We start from the raw sequence: 23421 nt of genomic DNA, 5'->3' as shown, positions 1-23421 counted from the left end.
GTGGTCAACCTGCGCAACCCCGCCGTCGTCGCCCTGGGCGGCGGCCACGGGCTCTCCGCGAGCCTGTCGGCGCTGCGGCTCATGTCCGACCGCCTCACGGCGGTCGTCACCGTCGCCGACGACGGCGGCTCCTCGGGACGCCTGCGCGAGGAGCTCGGCGTCCTGCCGCCGGGAGACCTGCGCATGGCGCTCGCGGCCCTGTGCGACGACTCCGAGTGGGGCCGCACGTGGAGCGCGCTCCTGCAGCACCGGTTCACGTCGCAGGGCGACCTCGACAACCACGCGGTGGGCAACCTGCTCATCGTCGCGCTGTGGGAGCTGCTCGACGACCCGGTGGCCGGTCTCGACTGGGTCGGCAAGCTCCTCGGGGCGCGGGGGCGCGTGCTCCCCATGGCGGCGGTGCCGCTCCGGATCGAGGCGGACGTCTGGGCGGATGGCCGGCTCGAGACGGTCGTCGGGCAGAGCCGCGTCGCGGTCACCCACGACCGCATCGAGCAGCTCCGGCTCGTGCCCGCCGACCCGCCCGCGTGCCTGGAGGCGGTGCGGGCCGTCGAGGAGGCGGACTGGGTCGTGCTCGGCCCCGGGTCGTGGTTCTCGTCGGTGATGCCGCACCTGCTCGTGCCCGAGCTCGCGCGAGCCCTGCACGAGACCTCGGCACGCCGGTGCGTCACGCTCAACCTGTCGAGCGAGACGGGGGAGACGTTCGGTCTCACCGCGACGGAACACCTGGAGGTGCTGCACAAGCACGCGCCGGAGCTGCGGATCGACGCCGTCGTGGCCGACCCGTCCGCCGTCGAGGACACCGAGCAGCTCGCGGAGGCCGCGGCGCGCATGGGCGCCCGGCTCCTGCTGCGCCAGGTCCGCCGGGGGGACGGCACGCCGCGGCACGACGCGCTGCGCCTCGCGGCGGCCTACCGCGACGTGTTCGACGACGTCCTCGGGGACGTCGGCTCGCCCGCCCCCTGAGCACTCGCCGCCTGCTGCGACCCCCACGGCCGGGCGCGCGACGGGCCCTCGCCACGGTGCGATCCGGACACCACGGCGGCCGCCCCCGCGCTCCGGGGCGCCGCCGCGACATGCTCCCATCGGTGGCAGGATGTCCCGCATGGCGCTCACGGCACAGGTGAAGGACGAGCTGGCACGACTGCGGGTGGACAAGACCTCGTGCCGCAAGGCGGAGGTGTCCGCGATGCTCCGCTTCTCGGGCGGCCTGCACCTCATCTCGGGTCGTGTGGTCATCGAGGCCGAGCTCGACACGGCCATCGCGGCGCGGCGCCTGCGCGAGACCATCGCCGACGTCTACGGCCACACCAGCGAGCTGATCGTGGTGTCCGCCGGAGGGCTGCGCAAGAGCAGCCGGTACGTCGTGCGGGTCGTGCGCGACGGCGAGTCCCTGGCCCGCCAGACCGGCCTCCTCGACCAGCGCGGCCGGCCCGTGCGCGGGCTGCCCCCGCAGGTCGTCTCCGGCGGCGTGGAGGAGGCCGAGGCCGCATGGCGCGGCGCCTTCCTGGCCCACGGGTCCCTCACGGAGCCCGGGCGCTCGTCGGCCCTCGAGATCACGTGCCCCGGCCCGGAGGCCGCCCTCGCGCTCGTCGGCGCGGCCCGGCGCCTCGGGGTGTCCGCCAAGTCGCGCGAGGTCCGCGGGATCGACCGCGTGGTGATCCGCGACGGCGACGCGATCAGCGCGCTGCTCACACGCCTCGGCGCGCACGAGGCGGTCCTCGTCTGGGAGGAGCGTCGCGCGCGTCGTGAGGTGCGCGGCACGGCGAACCGGCTCGCCAACTTCGACGACGCCAACCTGCGCCGCTCCGCGCGCGCCGCCGTCGCGGCAGGCGCCCGGGTCGAGCGGGCGTTCGAGATCCTCGGCCCCGACCTGCCGGAGCACCTGCGCGAAGCGGGCGAGCTGCGCCTCGCGCACAAGCAGGCGTCGCTGGAGGAGCTCGGCCAGCTCGCGGACCCGCCGCTCACCAAGGACGCCGTCGCGGGGCGCATCCGGCGTCTGCTCTCGACGGCGGACAAGCGCGCCGCCGAGCTCGGCATCCCGGACACCGAGGCGGGGCTGAGCCCGGAGCTGCTCGACCTCTGAGGAGCGCGGCCCTCCGCCCGCGACCGTCGCGCCGCTCGGCCGCCACCGTGGCGCCCGTCCCCTGGACGTCACGCACCGGCGGGACGATGGTCCCGAAGCATGGGATTCAGGTCACATGACGGAGTGGTGTTGGTATAGGCTCGTCAGTGTCAGGTGACAACGACGTGCTCCTTCGCTGACACCCCTCGTGGGCGTGGGTGGTCCCGGCTGTCGCCGTGACGGTCCACGAGCACGGAGGGTGCTGTGCCGGGATCCGGGCAGCGGGGCACGGGCGCGATCACCACCTGCGTACGACGGCGTACGTGATCGTTCGGCATCAACCGTGTGCGTCGGGACAACCGGCGCGCCCTGAGGAGGGCATTGTGACCATCCGCGTCGGTATCAACGGCTTCGGTCGTATCGGACGGAACTTCTACCGCGCCATCGTCGAGTCGGGCGCCGACATCGAGATCGTCGGCGTGAACGACCTCACGGACAACAAGACGCTCGCGCACCTGCTCAAGTACGACACGGTCCTCGGCCGTTTCCCGCTGAGCGTCGACTTCGACGACGACAACATCATCGTCGACGGCAAGAAGATCCGTGCGCTCGCGGAGCGCGACCCGGCGAACCTCCCCTGGGGCGAGCTCGGCGCCGACATCGTCATCGAGTCGACCGGCTTCTTCACCGACGCGACCAAGGCGAAGGCGCACATCGACGCCGGCGCCAAGAAGGTCATCATCTCGGCCCCGGCCAAGAACGAGGACGCCACCTTCGTCATGGGCGTGAACTCGGACCAGTACGACCCGGCCGCGCACCACATCATCTCGAACGCGTCGTGCACCACGAACTGCCTCGCCCCGCTGGCGAAGGCGCTCAACGACTCGATCGGCATCGAGCGTGGTCTCATGACCACGATCCACGCCTACACGGGTGACCAGAACCTCCAGGACGGCCCGCACCGCGACCTGCGTCGCGCCCGCGCCGCCGCGCAGAACATCGTCCCGACCTCGACGGGTGCGGCCAAGGCCGTGTCGCTCGTCCTGCCCGAGCTCAAGGGCAAGCTGGACGGCTACGCGCTGCGCGTCCCGGTCATCACGGGCTCGGCGACCGACCTCACCTTCACCGCCTCGCGCGAGGTCACGGTGGACGAGGTCAACGCCGCGCTCAAGGCGGCGGCCGAGGGCCCGCTCAAGGGCATCCTCGAGTACGTCGACGACGAGATCGTGTCGAGCGACATCGTCACCAACCCGCACCAGAGCATCTTCGACTCGAAGCTCACGAAGGTGATCGGCGACCAGGTCAAGGTCGTCTCCTGGTACGACAACGAGTGGGGCTACTCGAACAGCCTCGTCGCGCTGACCGCCCTGGTCGGCGAGAAGCTCTGAGCCACCTGCTGACGCAGCACATCCCTGCGTAGCACCATGCGTCCGCGTGCGCGTCCCGGCACCGCCCGGTGACGCGCACGCGGACGTCCTCATGTGCGGGCCGGGCCGGCTGCCGGCAGGCGTTCCGCACGACGGCGACAGAACCGTAGGAGACCGTATGAAGACCATCGACTCCCTGGGCGACCTGCGCGGCAAGCGCGTCCTCGTCCGCTCCGACTTCAACGTCCCGCTCGACGGGACGACCATCACGGACGACGGGCGCATCCGCGCCGCGCTCCCGACGCTGAAGAAGCTGACCGACGCGGGCGCGAAGGTCATCGTCACCGCGCACCTCGGCCGCCCCAAGGGCGAGCCGGACCCGAAGTACTCCCTCGCGCCCGTCGCGGCCCGCCTGGGCGAGCTGCTCGGCGTGCCGGTGCACCTGGCGCAGGACGTCGTCGGCGACTCGGCGCGCGAGACGGTCGCCGCGCTCGGCGACGGCGAGGTCGCGCTGCTGGAGAACATCCGGTTCGACCCGCGCGAGACGTCGAAGGACGACGCGGAGCGCCAGGCGCTCGCCCGCGACCTCGCGCAGCTCGCGGACGTCTTCGTCTCCGACGGCTTCGGCGTCGTGCACCGCAAGCAGGCGTCGGTCTACGACGTCGCGCAGGTGCTCCCGTCCGCGGTGGGCGAGCTCGTCCTCAAGGAGGTCGACTCGCTGCGCAAGGCGACGGAGGACCCGCAGCGCCCCTACGCGGTCGTGCTCGGCGGCTCGAAGGTCTCCGACAAGCTGGGCGTCATCGCGAACCTGCTCACCAAGGCGGACCGCCTGCTCATCGGCGGCGGCATGGTGTTCACGTTCCTCGCGGCGAAGGGCTACGGCGTCGGGAAGTCCCTCCTCGAGGAGGACCAGATCGACACGGTCAAGGGCTACCTCGCGGACGCGGAGAAGAACGGCGTCGAGATCGTCCTGCCGACGGACATCGTGGTGGCCGACGCGTTCGCCGCGGACTCGCCGCACGAGGTCGTCGCCGCGGACGCGATCCCGGCCGACAAGATCGGCCTCGACATCGGCCCCGAGTCGGCCAAGCTCTTCGCGAGCAAGATCGTCGACGCGAAGACCGTGGTCTGGAACGGTCCCGCCGGCGTGTTCGAGTTCGAGGCGTTCTCGGGCGGGACGCGCGCCGTGGCCCAGGCCCTGGTCGACGCGACGTCGAACGGCGCGTTCACCATCGTCGGCGGCGGCGACTCGGCCGCCGCGGTCCGGATCCTCGGCTTCGACGAGGCGGGCTTCAGCCACATCTCGACCGGTGGCGGCGCGAGCCTCGAGTTCCTCGAGGGCAAGGACCTGCCGGGGATCTCCGTCCTCGAGGGCTGACCGCCCCCCGTACCCCTCCGCGCCGCCCGCTCCCGCGGGCGGCGCGGGCCCCACAGAGAGAAGAAGGACCCGTGGCGAACACCCGCACCCCGCTCATGGCGGGCAACTGGAAGATGAACCTGGACCACCACCAGGCGACCCACACCGTGCAGAAGCTCGCGTGGACCCTGAAGGACGCGAAGCACGACTACGCGGCCGTCGAGGTCGCCGTGCTCCCGCCGTTCACCGACCTCCGGTCGGTGCAGACGCTCGTGGACGCGGACAAGCTCGAGCTCAAGTACGGCGCGCAGGACGTCTCGGCGCACGCCGAGGGCGCGTACACGGGCGAGATCTCGGCGTCGATGCTGGCCAAGCTCGGCGTGAGCTACGTCGCCATCGGGCACTCGGAGCGCCGCCAGTACCACGGCGAGACCGACGCCCTGGTGAACGAGAAGATCGTCGCCGCCGTGGGTCAGGGCATCGCCCCGATCCTGTGCGTGGGCGAGGGCCTGGACGTGCGCAAGGCCGGCGAGCAGATCGCCTACACGCTCGCCCAGGTCGAGGGCGCCCTCGCGGGCATCCCCGCCCCCCAGCTCGCGACGCTCGTCATCGCGTACGAGCCCGTGTGGGCCATCGGCACGGGCGAGGTCGCGACGCCCGAGGACGCCCAGGAGGTCTGCGGTGCGATCCGCGGCGCCCTCGGCGACCTCTACGACGCGGACCTCGCGAACGCGACGCGCATCCTGTACGGCGGCTCGGTGAAGTCCTCGAACGTGGCCGCGATCATGGCGCAGCCCGACGTCGACGGTGCGCTCGTCGGCGGCGCGAGCCTCGACCCCGAGGAGTTCGCGAAGATCGCGCGCTACCAGTCGCACGCGACCGGCGCCTGACCTCCGCCTCGCATCCCGCACCGACGGCCCCGGGACCGCGTCCTGGGGCCGTCGGCCGCCGTCCGGGGACGACGGCGGACGGGGTTGGCCGCGGCGGCCTCGCGTCGCCTACTCTTGTCCCCTGTGCCGCGGGTCACGCCCGTGCACGACAACCGTGCGGTCGGTCCCGACATCGGTCGGGCCGGCCCTGAGCCTCAAGGACGTACTCGTGGACGTGCTGCGCATCATCCTCCAGATCCTGCTGGTGCTGACCAGCGCCTTCCTCACCCTGCTCGTGCTCATGCACAAGGGGAAGGGCGGCGGCCTCTCCGACATGTTCGGCGGCGGGATCTCGAGCTCCGTGGGCAGCTCCGGCGTCGCCGAGCGCAACCTCAACCGCATCACCGTGGCGTTCGCCCTCGTCTGGGCCGTCGTCATCGTGCTCCTGGGTCTCCTCCAGAAGGTCGTCTGACCGCACGCGCCCACCGGGGCGTCGTCGGGACGGCAGGAGAGTCCGCAGTCGGCAGGGGGCAAGCCGCGCACGGTCGCGCGGTCCGGGCAGGAACGAGTGCCGACGGCGGCACGGACGGGGGAGAGAGCACGTGGCAGGTGGTAACGCGATCCGAGGGTCGCGCGTCGGGGCGGGACCGCTCGGGGAGTCCGAGCGCGGCGAGATCGCGCCGCGCTTCTGGGTGTCGTACTGGTGCGCCAACGGCCACGAGACGCGACCCAGCTTCTCGTCGGAGGCGGGCATCGAGGCGCCGGAGACCTGGGACTGCCCGCGGTGCGGGTTCCCGGCCGGTCAGGACCAGGAGCACCCGCCGACGCCGTCGCGCAACGAGCCCTACAAGACGCACCTCGCGTACGTGAAGGAGCGGCGCAGCGACGAGGACGGCGTCGCGATCCTCGACGAGGCGCTCGCCGCGCTGCGCGCCCGCCGCGGCCGCTGAACCCCGCCCGGGCGGTACGGGTAGCGGCTCAGCCGCGCACGCGCGCGAGCACGAAGCCGTCGTAGCCCTTGGACCCGACGGTCTGCACGGCCGTGGCGTCGAGGCGCGGGTCCGCGACGACGCGGTCCGCCATCTCCCGCACGCCGAGCACGTTCGGGTCGGTGCTCGCCGGGTCCGCGACGGCCCCGCCGCGGACGGTGTTGTCCACGACGAGGAGCGTCCCGGGACGCGAGAGCCGCAGCGCGAGGTCGAGGTAGACCGGGTTCGAGGGCTTGTCGGCGTCGACGAACACGAGGTCGAACGGCGCGGCGCCGGCCGCGACGAGCCCCCGCAGCGTGTCCGCGGCCGGTCCGACGACGACGTCGACCGTCTCGGAGAGCCCGGCCGAGGCCAGCGACTCGCGCGCGACGGCGGCGTGCGCCGCGTCGATCTCGCACGTGACGAGCGTGCCGTCGGCGGGCAGGGCCCGGGCGAGCCAGATCGTCGAGTAGCCGCCCAGGGTGCCGACCTCGAGGATGCGCCGCGCGCCCGACGCGAGCGCGAGGAGCTGCAGCAGCCGGCCCTGGGCGGGGGAGACCTGGATCTCGGGGAGCCCGGCGTCCCGGGCGCGCGCCGACGCGGCGGCGAGCACGTCGTCCTCGGCCACCAGGGGCGCGAAGTACGCGTCGACGGCGTCCCACGTGGCCGCGGGGTCCGCCGGGTGCTCGCCGCCGGTCGTCACGCGCGCCCCTCGTCCGTCTCGGTCGGGGTCCCGGTGCCGGCCGCGGCGACGTCGACGAGCCACAGCGTGGCCTCCGTCCCCGCGACCGCGGCGGCCGGGGTCTCGCGCACCGGCGCGCCGGCGAGGGCCGACGTCACCGCGGGGGCCTTCTCGGCGCCCGCCGCGACCACCCACACCTGACGGGCCCGCGCTATCGCCTCGAACGTCAGCGTGACGCGCTCGGGCGGCGGCTTGGGGGAGCCGTGGACGCCCGCCGTCGGGGTGCCCGTCACGTCGAGCCCGGGGTGGTCGGGGAAGAGCGACGCGACGTGGCCGTCGGGGCCCATGCCGAGCAGCAGGACGTCGAAGGCCGGGACCTGCTCGCCGTCCGGCGCGTGCTCCGCGAGCGTCGCCGCATACGCGGTCGCCGACTCCTCGGGGGTCGCCGCCGCGCCCGCGGCCGGCATCGGGTGCACGTTCTCGGGCGGGAGGTGCGGCAGGTGGTCGAGCAGCGCTGCGCGCGCCTGCGTCTCGTTGCGCTCGCCGTCGCCGGACGCGAGGAAGCGCTCGTCGCCCCACCAAACGTGCACGCCCGACCAGTCGACGGCGTCGCGCGCGGGGTGGCGCGCGAGCGCGGTCAGGCTCGCGATCCCGACGGTCCCACCCGTCAGCACGACGTGCACGGGCCGGCGGACCGACTGCACGTCGAGCAGGCGGGTCACGAGGCGCGACGCCACCGCCTCGGCGAGCACGCCGGCGTCGGGGTGCACGACGACGAGGCGCGCCGGGGTGCCCGGCCCCGCGGCGGTCATGCGCCCACCTTCTGCAGGCCCTTGGTGAGCACCTCGCCGTAGATCTCGTCAGGGTCCAGGCGGCGGAGCTCCTCGATGAGGGCCTCGCTGAGCGTCCGGATGGGCAGCGCGACGCGGCGGTCGGGCTTGCCCGGCTGGCTGATCGTCACCGTGCGGCCGTCGGGGCGGTCGAGGACGATCGGGCCGCTCTTGCGCTCGAGGGTCACGCGCGTGATCGCCTCGGCGCCGCGCCGTCGCACCACCTGGGCCGGGCAGCGCAGGCGCGAGCCCAGCCACGCGGCGAGCAGGTCGAGCGACGTGTGCTTCGCCTGGCCCTCGACGACGACGCTCGTCACCGGCTCGTAGGGCGGCTGGTCGAGCGCCGCGGCGATGAGGCCGCGCCACAGCGTCACGCGGGCCCACGCGAGGTCGGAGTCGCCCGGTCCGTACGTCTGCGCGAGCTGCGCGAGCGTCGCCTCGGGGTCCTTCGCGGTGATCGAGTCGGTGATGCGCCGTTGCGCCATGGCGCCGACCGGGTCGTCGTCGGGGGACGCGGGCGGCTGGCCCGGCCACCACACGACGATGGGCGCGTCGGGCAGCAGGAGCGGCATGACGAGCGTGTCGGCGTGCTCCAGCAGCGGCCCGGCAGTGCGGAGCACGACCACCTCGGACGCGCCCGCGTCGCCGCCGACGCGGATCTGCGCGTCGAGGTGCGGCGTCGCGCTGCGCCCAGACGGCGCGACGACGATGACGCGGCACGGGTGCTCGCGGCTCGCGTCGTTCGCGGCCTCGATCGACGTCTCGACGTCGGACTCGCGCGCGATGACGACGAGCGTGAGGACGCGGCCCAGCGCGATCGCGCCGCCCTCGTCGCGCAGGCGCACCAGGCGCTTGTTCACCGCGTTCGTCGTCGTGTCGGGCAGGTCGATGATCATCGCGGGGTCCTCGCCGGTCGGAGGGTCGTGCCGCGTACCGGCGCACGACGGGGTCGGGGGGTCTGCGTGGCCCGCGCGGCGGGCGCCGGCGCGGTCACGGGCGCCGCCAGGCGCGGCCGTCGCGCGCGAGCATCGCGTCGGCGGACTCCGGGCCCCACGTGCCCGACCGGTACGGCTCGGGCTTGCCCTTCGCGGCCCAGTGCGCGGTGATCGGGTCGAGGATCTTCCAGGAGAGCTCGACCTCCTCGCGCGTGGGGAACAGCGGCGGGTCGCCGAGCAGGACGTCGAGGATGAGGCGCTCGTACGCCTCCGGCGAGGACTCGGTGAACGCGTGCCCGTAGCCGAAGTCCATCGTCACGTCGCGGACCTCCATCGCGGTGCCCGGGACCTTGGCGCCGAAGCGCATCGTCACGCCCTCGTCCGGCTGGACGCGGATCACGAGCGCGTTGTTCCCGAGGTCCGACGCCTGCGAGCTCTCGAACGGCAGGTGCGGGGCCTTCTTGAACACGACGGCGACCTCGGTCACGCGGCGCCCGAGGCGCTTGCCCGTGCGCAGGTAGAAGGGGACGCCCGCCCAGCGGCGGTTGTCGATGTCGACGCGGATCGCCGCGTACGTCTCCGTGGTGGAGGTGTCGGGGATGCCGTCCTCCTCGAGGAAGCCGATGACCTCCTCGCCGCCCTGCCAGCCGGCGGCGTACTGCCCGCGGGCGGTGTGCCGGGACAGCTCGCGCGGCAGCCGCACGGCGGAGAGAGCCTTGATCTTCTCGGCCCGCAGGGAGGGCGCGTCGAACGACACCGGCTCCTCCATCGCGACGAGCGCGAGCAGCTGGAGCAGGTGGTTCTGGATGACGTCGCGCGCGGCGCCGATGCCGTCGTAGTAGCCGGCGCGGCCCCCGATGCCGATGTCCTCGGCCATCGTGATCTGCACGTGATCGACGTAGTTCGCGTTCCAGATGGGCTCGAACATCTGGTTGGCGAAGCGCAGGGCGAGGAGGTTCTGGACCGTCTCCTTGCCGAGGTAGTGGTCGATGCGGAAGACCGAGTCGGGCGGGAAGACCTCCGACACGACGGCGTCGAGCTCGCGCGCGCTCGCGAGGTCGTGGCCGAACGGCTTCTCGATGACCACGCGGCGCCAGGCGTCCTCCGCCGAGCGGGACAGCCCCGACTCGGCGAGCTGGCGGCACACGACGGGGAACGCGCTCGGCGGGACCGACAGGTAGAACGCGTGGTTGCCGCCCGTGCCGCGCTCGGCGTCGAGCGTCTCGACCGTCTCGCGCAGGCGCTCGAACGCCTCGTCGTCGTCGAACGAGCCCTGGACGAACCGGATGCCCTCGGAGAGCTGGCGCCACGTCGCCTCGCGGAACGGCGTGCGCGCGTGCTCCTTGACGGCGTCGTGCACGACCTGCGCGAAGTCCTGGTCCTCCCAGTCGCGGCGCGCGAAGCCCGTGAGCGCGAAGCCCGGGGGGAGCAGCCCGCGGTTGGCGAGGTCGTAGACCGCGGGCATGAGCTTCTTGCGGGCGAGGTCGCCCGTGACGCCGAAGATGACGAGCCCGCACGGGCCCGCGATCCGGGGCAGGCGCAGGTCGAGGGGGTCGCGCAGAGGGTTGTGCTCTGGCGTGATCTTGGCCGGTCTCACCTGGTGGCACCGTTCCGTTCGGGGAGGGGTCGGAGGACTGCAGAAGGACTGGGGCGTCTGCGGATCATAGGGGCGTCGCGACGGGGTGCGCCGCCGTTCCCGCAGGTCGGACGCGCGGCCGGGACGCCGGCCGCGCGCCGGAGGTCAGGAGGAGGCGAGGCGGCGGAGGTTGTCGCGCGTCGTGGCGAGGAGCTCGGTCCAGCTGTCCTCGAACTTGCGCACGCCCTCGGCCTCGAGGCGGTCGGTGACCTCGACGAGGGAGACGCCGAACGACTCGACGGTCTCGATCGTGCGCCGCGACGCGGTCGCCGTGCCGGTGATCGTGTCGCCCGTCACGACGCCGTGGTCCGCGAACGCCTGGAGCGTCGCCTCGGGCATGGTGTTGACGACGCCGTCCGTGACGAGCTCGTCGACGTACATGGTGTCGCGGTACTCGGGGTTCTTCACGCCCGTCGAGGCCCACAGGGGGCGCTGGGGCTGCGCGCCGGACGCGACGAGCGAGCGCCAGCGGTCCGTCTGGCGGAACTCCTCGTACGCCTCGAACGCGAGGCGCGCGTTCGCCACGGCGGTCTGCCCGCGCAGGTCGAGCGCCTCGGGCGTCCCGACCTTCTCGAGCGCGGCGTCCACCGCGGTGTCGACGCGCGAGACGAAGAACGAGGCGACGGAGCCCACGGGCGCGAGGTCCACGCCGTCGGCGCGCGCCTGCTCCAGCCCGATCGCGAACGCCTCCATGACCGCGCGGTAGCGCGCGAGGGAGAAGATGAGGGTCACGTTGACGCTGATGCCCTGCGCGAGCGTGCGCGTGATCGCGTCGAGGCCCGCGACGGTCGCCGGGATCTTGATGTAGACGTTCGGGCGGTCGATCGTGCGCCACAGGCGCTCCGCCGTGACGACCGTCGCGTCGGCGTCGTGGGCGAGGCGCGGGTCGACCTCGATCGAGACGCGCCCGTCGACGCCGTCGGTGGCGTCGTAGACGGGGCGCAGGAGGTCGGCGGCGGCGCGCACGTCGTCCGTCGTGATGCGCTCGACGGCGGCCTCCACGGCCGCGTCGTCGGTGCCCGCGGCCGCGAGGTCGGCGAGCTGGGCGTCGTAGGCGTCGCCCTTCGCGAGCGCCGACGCGAAGATCGTGGGGTTCGTGGTCACGCCGACGACGCCGCGCGTCGCCACCAGCTCGGCGAGGTTGCCGGTGCGCAGCCGTTCTCGGGAGAGGTCGTCGAGCCAGATCGACACGCCCGCTCCCGTGAGCTGCTCGATGGGGCCGGGGACGGTGGTGGGCTGCGTCATCGGACTTCCTCTCGTGGTGCTCTCGCTGCGGGCGTGCGCCCGGGTCGCCGCCCGTGGCGGTCGTCCGGGGTGTCCCGAGGTGGGGCCGCGTGCACGGCCCCACCTCGGAATCTACGAAGGGTCAGCGCAGGTCGCCAGTGCCGCCCTCCGAGGGGGTGGGCTCGGCGCCCGGGGCGTCGTCGCCGCGCGCCGCGGCGATCGACTCGCGCGCCGCCGTCGCGACGGCCTCGGACGTGATGCCGAACTCGCGGTACAGCACCTGGTAGTCCGCGGACGCGCCGTAGTGCTCGAGGCTCACGGAGCGGCCGGCGTCGCCGACGAGCTCGCGCCAGCCCTGCGCGACGCCCGCCTCGACCGAGACGCGCGCGCGGACGGCGGACGGCAGGACCGACTCGCGGTAGGCGTCGTCCTGGCCGTCGAACCACTCGCGGCTCGGCAGCGACACGACGCGCGCCTGCACGCCCTCGGCCGCGAGGATCTCGCGCGCCTCGACGGCGAGCTGCACCTCGGAGCCGGTGCCGATGAGGATGACGTCCGGCGTGCCCTCGGTGTCGAGCAGCACGTAGCCGCCGCGCGCCGTGCCGGACGCGTCGGCGTAGCCGTCCGTCCCGCGCGGGAACGTCGGCACGTTCTGGCGCGTGAGGATGAGGCCCGCCGGGCGCTCGGTGTTCTCGAGCACGGTGCGCCAGGCCCACGCGGTCTCGTTCGCGTCGGCCGGGCGCACGACGTCGAGGCCCGGGATCGCGCGCAGCGCCGCGAGGTGCTCGACGGGCTGGTGCGTCGGGCCGTCCTCGCCGAGGCCGATCGAGTCGTGCGTCCACACGAACGTCGTCGGGATCTCCATGAGGGCGGCGAGCCGGACGGCGGGACGCATGTAGTCGCTGAACTGGAGGAACGTGCCGCCGTAGGCCCGCGTCCCGCCGTGCAGGACGATGCCGTTGAGGATCGCGCCCATGGCGTGCTCGCGGATGCCGAAGTGCAGCGTGCGGCCGTACTCGTGGCCCGGGAACTTCTTCGTCGCGTGCTCCGCCGGCACGAACGACGGTTCGCCGTCCATCGTCGTGTTGTTCGAGCCCGCGAGGTCGGCGGAGCCGCCCCAGAGCTCGGGCAGCACGTCCTTGAGCGCGGTGAGGACCTTGCCGGACGCGGAACGCGTCGCGACGGCCTTGCCCGCCTCGAACGTGGGGAGCGCGTCCTCCCAGCCGGCCGGGAGCTCGCGGCGCGAGAGGCGGTCGAGCAGCTCCGCGCCGGACGGGTTCGCCGTCTTCCACGCCTCGAACGCCCGGTCCCAGGCGGCGCGGGCGTCGGCCTGGCGCTCGCCGACGGCGCGCGTGTACGCGAGCACCTCGTCGTCGATCGCGAAGCTCGCCTCGGGGTCGAGGCCGAGCTCGACCTTGAGGCCCTTGATCTCGTCGGCGCCCATGGCGGAGCCGTGGATGCCGCCGGTGTTCTGCTTCGTGGGCGACGGGTACCCGATGATCGTGCGCAGCGCGATGATCGACGGCTTGCCCGTCTCGGCCTTGGCGGCCTCGATCGCGGCGTGCAGCGCGTCGACGTCCTCCGCGTAGCCCGTGCCGCCGTTGGTCCAGTCGACGCGCTGGGTGTGCCAGCCGTACGCGGCGTAGCGCGCGAGGACGTCCTCCGTGAACGCGATGTCCGTGTCGTCCTCGATCGAGATCTTGTTGTCGTCCCAGATCACGACGAGGTTGCCGAGCTGCTGGTGGCCCGCGAGCGAGGAGGCCTCGCTCGTCACGCCCTCCTGCAGGTCGCCGTCGGAGGCGATGACGTAGACGTGGTGGTCGAACGGCGACTCGCCCGGCGTGGTCGACGGGTCGAGCAGGCCGCGCTCGCGGCGCGCCGCGAACGCCATGCCGACCGACGACGCGAGGCCCTGGCCGAGCGGGCCGGTCGTGATCTCCACGCCGCGGGTGTGCTTGTACTCGGGGTGGCCGGGGGTCTTGGAGCCCCACGTGCGCAGCGCCTCGATGTCCTCCATCTCCAGGCCGTACCCGGCGAGGAAGAGCTGGAGGTAGATCGTCAGCGACGAGTGGCCCGCGGAGAGCACGAACCGGTCACGACCCACCCAGTGGTCGTCGGACGGGTCGTGGCGCATGACCTTCTGGAACAGCAGGTACGCGGCGGGGGCCAGCGAGATCGCGGTGCCCGGGTGGCCGTTGCCCACCTTCTCCACGGCGTCGGCGGCGAGCGCCTTGATCGTCTTGACGGCCCGGTCGTCCAGGTCCGTCCAGTCCAGGGGCGTGTGAGCAGGGGACAACGCGTTCACCGAACCTCATTCCCGTCCGGAGCGCGCGCCCCGGATCCTCGCGACAACTCGAAGCAACCGTTGAACATTTCCCGGCCTCACGCCTCTGGGGGCGGGGCGGCCCGGTGCCCGTCGCGGCCCGGAGGCCACGTCCGTGGCGGGCGGTCCGACGCGGGACGGTCGCGGGCACCAGCCTATACGCGCGCGCCGTTCCCGGCCGGGCGGTGCCCACGTGCTGGATTTCGGTCGGATGTCACACAATCGCCCGGCCCGTCCGGTCGGCCCCCGCGCAGGCGGGGACGTACGATGAGCGAGGACGACCGGCGGTCCGTCCCAGCTCGCCCCCCACCTCAGAACGGAACACCGAAGCGCGTGCACACCACGAGCCAGGCACCGATCGACGGGACCGGAAGCCCGTCGAGCGCCGCGTCGACCCAGCAGCCGTCCTCCCCGACGGCCCCCGCGACCCCCGTCGCCCCGACGGCCGAGGCCGCCCGCGCGACGCGCGCCCTGCGTGAGCGGGTCGGCGCCTACGTCGCCCTCACCAAGCCGCGCATCATCGAGCTCCTCCTCGTCACGACGGTCCCGACGATGTTCCTGGCGCAGGGCGGGCTGCCCGGGCTGGGCCTCATCCTCGCGACGCTCGTCGGCGGCACGCTCGCCGCGGCCTCCGCGAACGTCTACAACTGCTACCTCGACCGCGACATCGACGAGGTCATGAACCGCACCAAGCGGCGCCCGCTCGTCACGGGCGAGATCACCCCGCGCGCGGCGCTCGTGTTCGCCACCGTCCTCGGCGTGGTGTCGCTGGTCTGGTTCGCGCTGCTGGTCAACGTCGTCTCCGCGTGGCTGACCTTCGGGGCGATCGCGATCTACGTCGTCGGCTACACGATGATCCTCAAGCGCCGCACCCCGCAGAACATCGTGTGGGGCGGCATCGCGGGCTGCATGCCGGTGCTCATCGGCTGGTCGGCGGTCACGGGCTCGCTGAGCTGGGCGGCGCTCGCGCTGTTCCTCGTCATCTTCTTCTGGACCCCTCCGCACTACTGGCCGCTCTCGATGAAGTTCAAGCGCGACTACGCGAACGCGGGCGTCCCGATGCTCCCCGTCGTCGCGGACGACAGCAAGGTCGCGCGCGAGATGATCCTCTACGGCGTCGCGATGGTGGCCTCGTCCCTCGCGCTGTGGCCGCTCGCCGGCATGACCTGGGTCTACGGCGTCGTCGCCACGGCCCTGGGCGCGTGGTTCCTGTCGTCGTGCGTGACGATGCTGCGCCGGGCGCGCGACAAGGCCGACGGCAAGGGCGGCAAGGTGGGGGAGATGAAGGTCTTCCACGCGTCCATCACGTACCTGACCCTGCTCTTCGTCGCGGTGGCGGTCGACGTCTTCCTGCCGCTGTGAGCCCGGTCGTCCCGGGCGGGCAGTGACGCCATGAGCCCCGGCGAGGCCCACGTGCCCGAGGCGCTGGACCGCGCCGCGCGCGAGTACCTGGCGCACCTCGCCGTCGAGCGCGGGCTGTCCGCCAACACGGTCGCGGCCTACCGCCGCGACCTCGCGCGCTACGTCGCGTTCCTCGCGTCGCGCGGGAACCACGCCGTGCGCGACGTCGAGGCGGACGACGTCGCCGACTACGTCACCGCGCTGCGGACCGGGGCCGACGGCGGCGCGCCCCTGTCGCCGTCGTCGACCGCCCGGTCGGTGGCGGCCGTGCGCGGCTGGCACCGCTTCTGCGCGGCGGAGGGCCTGGCCGACGCCGACGCGTCGGCCGACGTCCGCCCGCCCGCCCAGGGCAGACGGCTGCCGAAGGCCATCTCGACCGACGAGGTCGCGCGCATCCTCGAGGCGTCCGGCGCCGGGGACGGGCCCGGCCCCCTGCGTGACCGCGCGCTCCTCGAGCTCGTGTACTCGACCGGCGCGCGCATCACCGAGGCGGTGAGCCTCGACGTCGACGACCTGGACCTCGACAGCGGCGCGGTGCGTCTCCTGGGCAAGGGCGGCAAGGAGCGCGTGGTGCCCGTCGGGTCGTTCGCGCGCCGCGCCCTCGACGCCTACCTCGTGCGCGGGCGCGCCGCGCTCGCCGCGAACGGCCGGGGGACGCCCGCGGTGTTCCTCAACACGCGCGGCGCGCGCCTGTCCCGGCAGAGCGCGTGGGCCGTGCTGCGCACCGCGGCCGAGCGCGCCGGGATCGAGCACCCCGAACGCATCTCGCCGCACACGCTGCGGCACTCGTTCGCCACCCACCTGCTCGCCGGCGGCGCGGACGTGCGCGTCGTGCAGGAGCTGCTGGGCCACGCGTCGGTCACCACGACCCAGATCTACACGCTCGTGACGCCCGACACGCTGCGCGAGGTCTACGCGGCCGCGCACCCCCGCGCGCTGGGCTGATCCCGCGCCGCGACGGGGCCAATGCGCCCCCCAGCACCGCCGCAGCACCGCCGCGAGTACCGCCGCGCCACGTCCTCCCGGAACGCGGCGCGCGGGCGCGTACGCACCGGCCCCGGCGAGGTCCTGCGATACCGTGGCGGACGTGAGCAGCCAGGCCGAGACCCAGCCCGAGACGCGCGGCGCGCACGGCTCGCACGGCGACGCCGTCCGTCCGGTCGTCCCGCAGACCTCCGCCGAGGGGGACGCGGCGCCTCCCGCCGACCGCCCCGTCGAGCAGCCCGAGGACCGTGCCGCCGCCGAGCCGCGCGTCGACGTCGTCGGCCGCACCCTTCCGGAGTTCCCCGTCCCGGCCTCGCTCGCCGCGCACGGCCCGGGCCGCATCATCGCCATGTGCAACCAGAAGGGCGGCGTCGGCAAGACGACGACGACCATCAACCTGGGCGCCGCGCTCGCCGAGTACGGGCGCAAGGTCCTGCTCGTCGACTTCGACCCGCAGGGCGCCGCGTCCGTCGGCCTTGGCGTCAACCCGCACGAGCTCGACCGCACGGTCTACAACCTGCTGATGGAGCGCGGCGCGGACATCCACGACGTGCTCGTGAGCACCGAGGTCGAGAACCTCGACCTGCTGCCCGCGAACATCGACCTCTCGGCCGCCGAGGTGCAGCTCGTGGGCGAGGTCGCGCGCGAGTCCGTCCTGTCGCGCGTGCTGCGCCCGGTCGTGGACGACTACGACGTGATCCTCGTCGACTGCCAGCCCTCGCTCGGCCTTCTCACCGTCAACGCGCTCACCGCCGCGCACGGCGTGCTCATCCCGCTCGAGTGCGAGTTCTTCGCGCTGCGCGGCGTCGCGCTGCTCGTCGAGACGATCGAGAAGGTGCGCGACCGGCTCAACCCGCGCCTCGACGTCGACGGCATCCTCGCCACGATGTTCGACTCGCGGACGCTGCACTCGCGCGAGGTCGTCGCGCGCGTGCACGAGGCGTTCGGCGACAAGCTGCTCCACACCGTGATCGGCCGCACCGTGAAGTTCCCGGACGCGTCCGTCGCGGCCGAGCCCATCACCGTGTACGCGCCGAACCACCCGGGCGCCGTCGCGTACCGGCAGCTCGCCCGGGAGCTGGTCGCCCGTGGCGACGCCGCCTGAGCCGCCACCACCGACGGAGCCGCCGGCGCGGGCCGGGTTCGAGGTCCGGCTCGACAACTTCAGCGGGCCCTTCGACCTGCTGCTGTCGCTCATCACGAAGCACAAGCTCGACATCACCGAGGTCGCGCTCGCGCGCGTGACGGACGACTTCATCGCGTACATCCGCGCGGCCGAGCGCGCCGCCGCCGTGGCGCGGGCCGCGGGGGAGGACCACCCCGGCTGGGACCTCGGCACCGCGAGCGAGTTCCTCGTCGTCGCCGCGACGCTGCTCGACCTCAAGGCGGCCCGGCTGCTGCCGACGGGCAGCGTCGAGGACGACGAGGACCTGGCGCTGCTGGAGGCCCGCGACCTGCTCTTCGCCCGGCTGCTGCAGTACCGCGCGTACAAGGACGTGTCGGGCCTCCTCGCCGAGCGGTTCGAGAGCGCCGGGCGCCGGTTCCCGCGCGTCGTGCAGCTCGAGCCGCACCTCGCCGCGCTGCTGCCCGAGCTCGTGTGGACCATGGGTCCGGACCAGGTCGCCGTGCTCGCGGCCCGCGCGCTCGCCCCCAAGGCGCCCCCGCTCGGCGTCTCGCTCGACCACCTGCACGCCCCGGCCGTCAGCGTGCGCGAGCAGGCGGGGATCGTCGTCGACCGCGTGCGCAGCCACGGTACGACGACGTTCCGCGCCCTCGTCGCCGACGCGGGGGAGACCGCCGTGGTCGTCGCGCGGTTCCTCGCGCTGCTCGAGCTGTTCCGCCAGGCGCTCGTCGCGTTCGACCAGGTGACGCCGCTCGGCGAGCTCACCGTGCGGTGGTCGGGCGACGACGACGCGGCCGAGCCGCCGCTCGTCGACGTCGGCAGCGAGTTCGACGAGGGCGACGAGCCCGACCCGGCGGCCGCCCTCGCCGCCACCGACCAGGAGGTCCCCGCGTGACGCAGCCCGACGACGGCCCGGCCCCCGACGACACCCGCCCGCCCGCCGTGCACGACCTCCCGGGCGGCCTGCCGTCCGCGCTCGAGGCCGTGCTCATGGTCGCGGACGAGCCGATCCCGCCGGTCGAGCTCGCGGCGACGCTCGCGGTCCCGGTCGACGAGGTGCTGGACGCGCTGCACGAGCTCGCGGCCGAGTATCGCGGCGACGACGGCGGTCGGCCCCGCGGGTTCGAGCTGCGCGCGGCGGGCGGCGGGTGGCGTGTGTACTCCGCGCCCGCGCACGCCGAGGTCGTGGGCCGGTTCGTGCAGGGCGGCCAGACGGCCCGGCTCACGCAGGCGGCGTTGGAGACTCTGGCCGTGATCGCGTACCGTCAACCGGTCAGCCGCGGCCAGGTGTCGGCGGTACGAGGGGTCAACGTGGACGGCGTGGTGCGCACGCTCGTGGCGCGCGGGCTCGTGGCCGAGGTCGGCCAGGACCCGCACACCGGCGCCGGCCTCTTCGGCACCACGGGGTACTTCCTCGAGCGCATGGGCTTCACGTCGCTCGACGAGCTCCCCCCGCTCGCGCCGCACCTGCCGGACATGGACGACCTCGAGGGCCTCGACGGGCTCGCCGACCTGCGCGCTCCCGCGCGGCCGACGGGCGTCGCGGCGCCGACGGACGCTCCCGACGTCGCGGCTGACGACGCGGACGGCGCACCGGCGCCGACCGCCACGACACCCGGCGTGACGCACGACGTCACGCAGGAACCGACGGACGAAGGACACGCATGAGCTCGAAGGACGGACGCCGCTCCGGCGACGGAGGGCGCGGGCGCACGCCCCGCGACGGGGCGGGCGACGCACGCCGCGGCGGGAACGGCGACGCGCGTCGTGGCGGCCCGCGGGGCGGCGACGGCGCACGCGCGGGCGGCGCGCCCCGGCGCGGTGGCTCGTCCGCGCAGGGCTCGTCCGCGGGCCGCGGCGCGGGCGACGGGCGGGAGCAGGGCGCCGGTCGTGGCCAGGGCACCGGTCGGGCCACCGGCGCGGGCCGCGGCGCAGCCGCCGGTCGGGGTCGCTCTGCCGCGGGTCGCGGCACGTCGGCACCCCGCGCCGGTCAGGCGGCGGCCCGGCCGCGCCGTCCCGTGCGCGGGAAGCCCAGCGAGCCCCAGCGCGACGTCCACGTCGAGGACGGCGTGCGCCTGCAGAAGGTGCTCGCGTCGGCCGGGCTCGGGTCGCGCCGCGCGTGCGAGGACCTCATCGCGCAGGGCCGCGTCGAGGTGGACGGCGTGCGGGTCACCGAGCTGGGCGTGCGGGTCGACCCGGCGCGCGCCGTCGTGCACGTGGACGGGATGCGCCTGCAGCTCGACTCCTCGCGCGTGACGCTCGCCCTCAACAAGCCGCGCGGCGTCGTGTCGACGATGCACGACCCGGACGGTCGCCCGTCCATCGCCGAGCTCGTCGCCGACCGGCCCGAGCGCCTGTTCCACGTGGGCCGCCTCGACGCGGACAGCGAGGGCCTGCTGCTGCTCACGAACGACGGCGAGCTCGCGAACCACCTCGCGCACCCCTCGCACGAGGTCGCCAAGACCTACCTCGTCACGGTGCGCGGCAAGGTCGCGGGCAACGTCGCGAACAAGTTCCTGCACGGGATCGAGCTCGAGGACGGGGTCGTGCAGGCGGACGCGTACCGCGTCGTCGACCAGGTCGCGGACCAGACGATGATCGAGGTCGTGCTCCACTCGGGCCGCAACCGGGTCGTGCGGCGCATGTTCGAGGAGGTCGGCTACCCCGTGACGCGCCTCGTGCGCACGCGCATCGGGCCGATCGCGCTCGGCAACCTGCGCCCCGGCACGACGCGTGTCCTCGGGCGCACCGAGCTCGGCACGCTCATGGCGGGCGTCGGGCTCTAGGCCCGGCCCGCGCGTCCCGCACCACCACCCCGACGGACCGCCGCGAGGCGGGCCGTCCCGCACGAAGGAGCACCATCCATGCCGGTCCGGGCGATCCGGGGCGCGACCCAGCTCGACGCCGACGAGCGCGAGCACCTGTTCGCGCGCACGCGCGAGCTCGTCCAGGAGGTGCTCGACGCGAACGCCGTCGACACCGGCGCGCTCATCTCGATCCTCTTCACGTGCACCCCCGACCTGGTGGCCGACTTCCCGGCCGCCGCGGCGCGCGAGATGGGCCTCGGCGACGTGCCGCTCATGTGCGCGACGGAGATCGCGGTGCCCGGCGCGCTGCCACGCGTGGTGCGCCTCATGGCGCACGCGGAGCTCGACGTCGACCGCGCGGCGGTCCAGCACGTCTACCTGCACGGGGCGACGGCGCTGCGCAAGGACCTCGCCCAGTGAGCGCGGGGACGTCGGGCGCGGGGGAGGGTCGCGCCGACGGCGCGCTGACGGTCGCGATCGACGGGCCGTCGGGTTCGGGCAAGTCGAGCGTGTCGAAGGGCGTCGCGCGCCGCCTCGGCCTCGCCTACCTCGACACGGGCGCGATGTACCGCGCCGCCACCTGGTGGTGCCTCCACCGCGGAGAGGACCTCGCCGACCAGGACGCCGTCGCGCACGCCGTGCGCGTCATGCCGCTCGTCATGGGCCTCGACCCGTCCGGTCCGACCGTCCACGTGGACGGGACCGATGTCGGCGAGGCGATCCGCTCGACCGAGATCTCGACGGCCGTGAGCGCCGTCGCGACCAACCTCGCGGTGCGCGCGGAGCTGCGGCGTCTCCAGCGCGCGGTCATCGAGGCCGAGCGCACGCCCGCGGGTTTCGCCGGCGGCCGCGGCGTCGTGGCGGAGGGCCGGGACATCACGACGGTCGTCGCCCCCGACGCCGACGTACGCGTGCTCCTCACCGCGAGCGAGGAGGCCCGCCTCGCGCGCCGCTCGCTCGACGTGCACGGGACGGCCGACGCGGCCGCCGTCGAGGCGACGAAGGACCAGGTGCTGCGGCGCGACCGCGACGACGCGACGGTCTCGCAGTTCCAGGTCGCGGCCGACGGCGTCGTGACCGTCGACTCGTCGGACCTCGACCTGGAGCAGACGATCGACGCGGTGCTCTCCGTGGTCGAGCAGGTCACCGGGCGGGTGGTCGGCCCGCGCCAGGGCTCGTGAGCCGCGGCACGGGAGACGGCGTCCCGTCGCCCGCCGGGCCGGCGTGGTCGCGCTGGGTGGGTCGCTTCCTCGCGCGCGTCGTGTGGGCGACCGAGGTCGTCGGCGCGGAGCACGTCCCGGCCGACGGCCCCGTCGTGCTCGCCGCGAACCACACCGGCGTCGTCGACGGGCCGCTCGTCCTCGGGGTCGCGCCGCGCCCGCTGCACGTCCTCGTCAAGGAGGAGATGTTCACCGGGCCGGTCGGCTGGGTGCTGCGCGCGGCCGGGCAGATCCCCGTCGACCGCACCGGCGGGCGCCCCGCGCTCGCGGCCGGGCTCGGCGTGCTGCGGCGCGGCGACGCGGTCGGCGTCTTCCCCGAGGGCGCCCGCGGGCGCGGCGACGCCACCTCCGCGCGTGCCGGGGCCGCGTGGCTCGCGCTCAACGGCCACGCCCGCGTGGTGCCCGTCGCCGTCCTCGGCACGCGCCGCGCGGGCGAGGGCGTCAACCGGATCCCCGGGCTGCGCCGTCGGCTCGTCGTCCGCTTCGGGGAGCCGCTCACCGTCGAGCGCGCGCCCGGGGTGAGCGGCAAGCAGGCGCTCGAGGACGCGAACGAGCGCATCCGCACCGCGCTCGCCGAGCTGGTCGCCGACACGGTCGCTCTGACCGGCGTGGCGCTGCCGCTGGACGACCCGCGCGGGGACCGGCCGACGCCGTGAGGGCGGACCGCCCGGTGGCGCACGTGGTGGGCGACCGCCCGGGCACGGGGCTGTTCGTCGGGCTCGCGTCGGCCCTCGCGTTCGGCGCGAGCGGCCCGTTCGTCAAGCCGCTCCTCGAGGCGGGCTGGACGCCGGGCGCCGCCGTCCTCGCGCGCGCCCTGTGCTCGGCGCTCGTCCTCGCCCCGGTCGCGGCCGTCGCCCTGCGCGGCAGCCACCGCCTCCTGCGCGAGGAGTGGCGGCTCGTCCTCGGGTTCGGCCTCGTCGCCGTCGCGGGGACCCAGCTGTGCTACTTCGCGGCCGTCGCGCGCCTGCCCGTCGGCATCGCGCTGCTCGTCGAGTACCTCGCGCCCGTGCTCCTCGTCGGCCTCGCCTGGGCCCGCACGCGCCACGTGCCGCCCCGGTTCACGCTCGTGGGCTGCGCCGTCGCGGTCCTCGGGCTCGTGCTCGTCGTCGACCCGGGCGGCGCCCGCCCCGACCTCCTCGGCGTCCTCCTCGCGCTCGGCGCGGCGGTGGGGCTGGGCGCCTACTTCGTGCTGTCCGCGCGCCCGACGCGCCTGCCGCCCGTCGCGCTCGCCGCGAGCGGGCTCGGCGTCGGGGCGCTCGCGCTCGGCGCGGCGGCGCTCGCGGGCGTGCTGCCCTTCGCCGCCCCGCTCGTCGACGTCACGCTCCTCGGCTCGCCCGCGCCCTGGTACGTCCCGCTCGCGGTCGTCGTGCTCGTCGCGACGGCGTTCGCGTACGTGTCCGGCGTCGCCGCGACCGTGCGCATGGGCGAGCGCCTCGCGTCGTTCGTCGGGCTGTCCGAGGTGCTGTTCGCCGTCGCCATCGCGTGGCTCCTGCTCGGCGAGGTGCCGAGCCTCGTGCAGGCCGCGGGCGGCGTGCTCGTCGTCGCCGGGGTCGTGCTCGTGCGCCTCGCGGGCACGCCCGCCGCGCGGTAGGTTCGCGCTCAGGCGCCGGCGCCCCGTCGCAGGGCCGGG

At 74.4% G+C, this 23421-nt stretch carries 22 protein-coding genes and 1 pseudogene; 17 read left to right on the top strand and 6 right to left on the bottom strand.

Features of this window, described 5'->3' with window-relative positions:
* From yvcK to RDI86_RS09840, 7 genes are all read left to right on the top strand, one after another.
* On the top strand, positions 1 to 966 hold the full coding sequence (gene yvcK, locus RDI86_RS09870; protein WP_076405020.1) for a uridine diphosphate-N-acetylglucosamine-binding protein YvcK: 966 nt from the start codon (positions 1 to 3) through the stop codon (positions 964 to 966).
* 139 nt (positions 967 to 1105) lie between these two features.
* Positions 1106 to 2086 carry a DNA-binding protein WhiA gene (whiA, locus tag RDI86_RS09865; protein ID WP_034655142.1) on the top strand — a complete coding sequence of 327 codons (981 nt, stop codon included), beginning with the start codon at positions 1106 to 1108 and terminating at the stop codon, positions 2084 to 2086.
* A gap of 362 nt (positions 2087 to 2448) precedes the next feature.
* On the top strand, positions 2449 to 3453 hold the full coding sequence (gap, locus tag RDI86_RS09860; RefSeq protein WP_021481805.1) for a type I glyceraldehyde-3-phosphate dehydrogenase: 1005 nt from the start codon (positions 2449 to 2451) through the stop codon (positions 3451 to 3453).
* Positions 3454 to 3610: 157 nt separating this feature from the next.
* On the top strand, positions 3611 to 4810 hold the full coding sequence (locus RDI86_RS09855; protein WP_076404795.1) for a phosphoglycerate kinase: 1200 nt from the start codon (positions 3611 to 3613) through the stop codon (positions 4808 to 4810).
* A gap of 71 nt (positions 4811 to 4881) precedes the next feature.
* Complete coding sequence (gene tpiA / locus RDI86_RS09850; protein WP_074806672.1) at positions 4882 to 5679, top strand: triose-phosphate isomerase; 798 nt, start codon at positions 4882 to 4884, stop codon at positions 5677 to 5679.
* Between the two features lie 208 nt (positions 5680 to 5887).
* Positions 5888 to 6130, top strand: a complete 243-nt coding sequence (gene secG / locus RDI86_RS09845; protein WP_021481808.1) for a preprotein translocase subunit SecG — start codon at positions 5888 to 5890, stop codon at positions 6128 to 6130.
* Between the two features lie 130 nt (positions 6131 to 6260).
* Positions 6261 to 6608, top strand: coding sequence for an RNA polymerase-binding protein RbpA (locus tag RDI86_RS09840; RefSeq protein ID WP_021481809.1), 348 nt, complete (start codon positions 6261 to 6263; stop codon positions 6606 to 6608).
* Positions 6609 to 6636: 28 nt separating this feature from the next.
* On the opposite strand, the gene RDI86_RS09835 is transcribed toward RDI86_RS09840, so the two are convergent.
* From RDI86_RS09835 to tkt, 6 genes are all read right to left on the bottom strand, one after another.
* On the bottom strand, positions 6637 to 7329 hold the full coding sequence (locus tag RDI86_RS09835) for an O-methyltransferase (RefSeq protein ID WP_308821299.1): 693 nt from the start codon (positions 7327 to 7329) through the stop codon (positions 6637 to 6639).
* The gene (gene pgl, locus RDI86_RS09830; RefSeq protein ID WP_308821298.1) at positions 7326 to 8120 is read right to left on the bottom strand and encodes a 6-phosphogluconolactonase; all 795 of its coding nucleotides are present in this window, start codon (positions 8118 to 8120) and stop codon (positions 7326 to 7328) included. Before pgl ends, RDI86_RS09835 begins: the two co-directional genes overlap by 4 nt.
* Positions 8117 to 9034 (bottom strand): glucose-6-phosphate dehydrogenase assembly protein OpcA, encoded by a 918-nt coding sequence (opcA, locus tag RDI86_RS09825; RefSeq protein ID WP_034655766.1) that lies wholly within the window; start codon positions 9032 to 9034, stop codon positions 8117 to 8119. The genes pgl and opcA overlap by 4 nt, the downstream gene beginning before the upstream one ends.
* 94 nt (positions 9035 to 9128) lie before the next feature.
* The gene (gene zwf / locus RDI86_RS09820) at positions 9129 to 10670 is read right to left on the bottom strand and encodes a glucose-6-phosphate dehydrogenase (protein WP_076404798.1); all 1542 of its coding nucleotides are present in this window, start codon (positions 10668 to 10670) and stop codon (positions 9129 to 9131) included.
* A 144-nt stretch (positions 10671 to 10814) separates the two neighbouring features.
* Positions 10815 to 11954, bottom strand: a complete 1140-nt coding sequence (gene tal, locus RDI86_RS09815; protein WP_021482498.1) for a transaldolase — start codon at positions 11952 to 11954, stop codon at positions 10815 to 10817.
* 121 nt (positions 11955 to 12075) lie between these two features.
* Positions 12076 to 14238, bottom strand: a complete 2163-nt coding sequence (tkt, locus tag RDI86_RS09810) for a transketolase (RefSeq protein WP_114552728.1) — start codon at positions 14236 to 14238, stop codon at positions 12076 to 12078.
* Between the two features lie 351 nt (positions 14239 to 14589).
* On the opposite strand from tkt, the gene RDI86_RS09805 reads away from it, so the two are divergent.
* The 10 genes and pseudogenes from RDI86_RS09805 to RDI86_RS09760 all read left to right on the top strand — a co-directional run bounded on the left by RDI86_RS09805 (position 14590) and on the right by RDI86_RS09760 (position 23382).
* The gene (locus tag RDI86_RS09805; RefSeq protein WP_076404800.1) at positions 14590 to 15618 is read left to right on the top strand and encodes a heme o synthase; all 1029 of its coding nucleotides are present in this window, start codon (positions 14590 to 14592) and stop codon (positions 15616 to 15618) included.
* Positions 15619 to 15648: 30 nt separating this feature from the next.
* Complete coding sequence (gene xerD / locus RDI86_RS09800; protein WP_074806651.1) at positions 15649 to 16602, top strand: site-specific tyrosine recombinase XerD; 954 nt, start codon at positions 15649 to 15651, stop codon at positions 16600 to 16602.
* 142 nt (positions 16603 to 16744) lie between these two features.
* Positions 16745 to 17746: an AAA family ATPase gene (locus RDI86_RS09795; protein ID WP_251176305.1), complete on the top strand. Its 1002-nt coding sequence runs from the start codon at positions 16745 to 16747 to the stop codon at positions 17744 to 17746.
* Positions 17730 to 18659: a ScpA family protein gene (locus RDI86_RS09790; RefSeq protein ID WP_308821297.1), complete on the top strand. Its 930-nt coding sequence runs from the start codon at positions 17730 to 17732 to the stop codon at positions 18657 to 18659. Before RDI86_RS09795 ends, RDI86_RS09790 begins: the two co-directional genes overlap by 17 nt.
* A pseudogene (locus tag RDI86_RS09785) lies at positions 18656 to 19264 on the top strand (SMC-Scp complex subunit ScpB); the annotation flags it as partial. The gene RDI86_RS09790 and the pseudogene RDI86_RS09785, both read left to right, overlap by 4 nt.
* A 164-nt stretch (positions 19265 to 19428) precedes the next feature.
* Positions 19429 to 20550, top strand: coding sequence for a pseudouridine synthase (locus RDI86_RS09780; protein WP_308821295.1), 1122 nt, complete (start codon positions 19429 to 19431; stop codon positions 20548 to 20550).
* Between the two features lie 78 nt (positions 20551 to 20628).
* The gene (gene aroH / locus RDI86_RS09775; RefSeq protein ID WP_043660429.1) at positions 20629 to 20991 is read left to right on the top strand and encodes a chorismate mutase; all 363 of its coding nucleotides are present in this window, start codon (positions 20629 to 20631) and stop codon (positions 20989 to 20991) included.
* Complete coding sequence (cmk, locus tag RDI86_RS09770; protein ID WP_308821294.1) at positions 20988 to 21752, top strand: (d)CMP kinase; 765 nt, start codon at positions 20988 to 20990, stop codon at positions 21750 to 21752. The genes aroH and cmk overlap by 4 nt, the downstream gene beginning before the upstream one ends.
* Complete coding sequence (locus RDI86_RS09765) at positions 21749 to 22447, top strand: lysophospholipid acyltransferase family protein (protein ID WP_308821292.1); 699 nt, start codon at positions 21749 to 21751, stop codon at positions 22445 to 22447. The genes cmk and RDI86_RS09765 overlap by 4 nt, the downstream gene beginning before the upstream one ends.
* A gap of 14 nt (positions 22448 to 22461) precedes the next feature.
* On the top strand, positions 22462 to 23382 hold the full coding sequence (locus RDI86_RS09760) for a DMT family transporter (protein WP_308821291.1): 921 nt from the start codon (positions 22462 to 22464) through the stop codon (positions 23380 to 23382).
* Positions 23383 to 23421: the final 39 nt, after the last annotated feature.

This window comes from Cellulosimicrobium sp. XJ-DQ-B-000 (assembly GCF_031119065.1).
GTDB classification, from domain to species: domain Bacteria; phylum Actinomycetota; class Actinomycetes; order Actinomycetales; family Cellulomonadaceae; genus Cellulosimicrobium; species Cellulosimicrobium funkei.
Note: the sequence above shows the minus strand (reverse complement) of the source record. Positions and strands in the feature narration are given on the sequence as shown.

Bases quoted from the DNA above. Each gene is read 5' to 3' on its own strand.
- whiA (WP_034655142.1), top strand. From the start codon at position 1,106: ATGGCGCTCACGGCACAGGTGAAGGACGAGCTGGCACGACTGCGGGTG.
- RDI86_RS09855 (WP_076404795.1), top strand. From the start codon at position 3,611: ATGAAGACCATCGACTCCCTGGGCGACCTGCGCGGCAAGCGCGTCCTC.
- pgl (WP_308821298.1), bottom strand. From the start codon at position 8,120: ATGACCGCCGCGGGGCCGGGCACCCCGGCGCGCCTCGTCGTCGTGCAC.
- opcA (WP_034655766.1), bottom strand. From the start codon at position 9,034: ATGATCATCGACCTGCCCGACACGACGACGAACGCGGTGAACAAGCGC.
- tal (WP_021482498.1), bottom strand. From the start codon at position 11,954: ATGACGCAGCCCACCACCGTCCCCGGCCCCATCGAGCAGCTCACGGGA.
- xerD (WP_074806651.1), top strand. From the start codon at position 15,649: ATGAGCCCCGGCGAGGCCCACGTGCCCGAGGCGCTGGACCGCGCCGCG.
- RDI86_RS09780 (WP_308821295.1), top strand. From the start codon at position 19,429: ATGAGCTCGAAGGACGGACGCCGCTCCGGCGACGGAGGGCGCGGGCGC.
- aroH (WP_043660429.1), top strand. From the start codon at position 20,629: ATGCCGGTCCGGGCGATCCGGGGCGCGACCCAGCTCGACGCCGACGAG.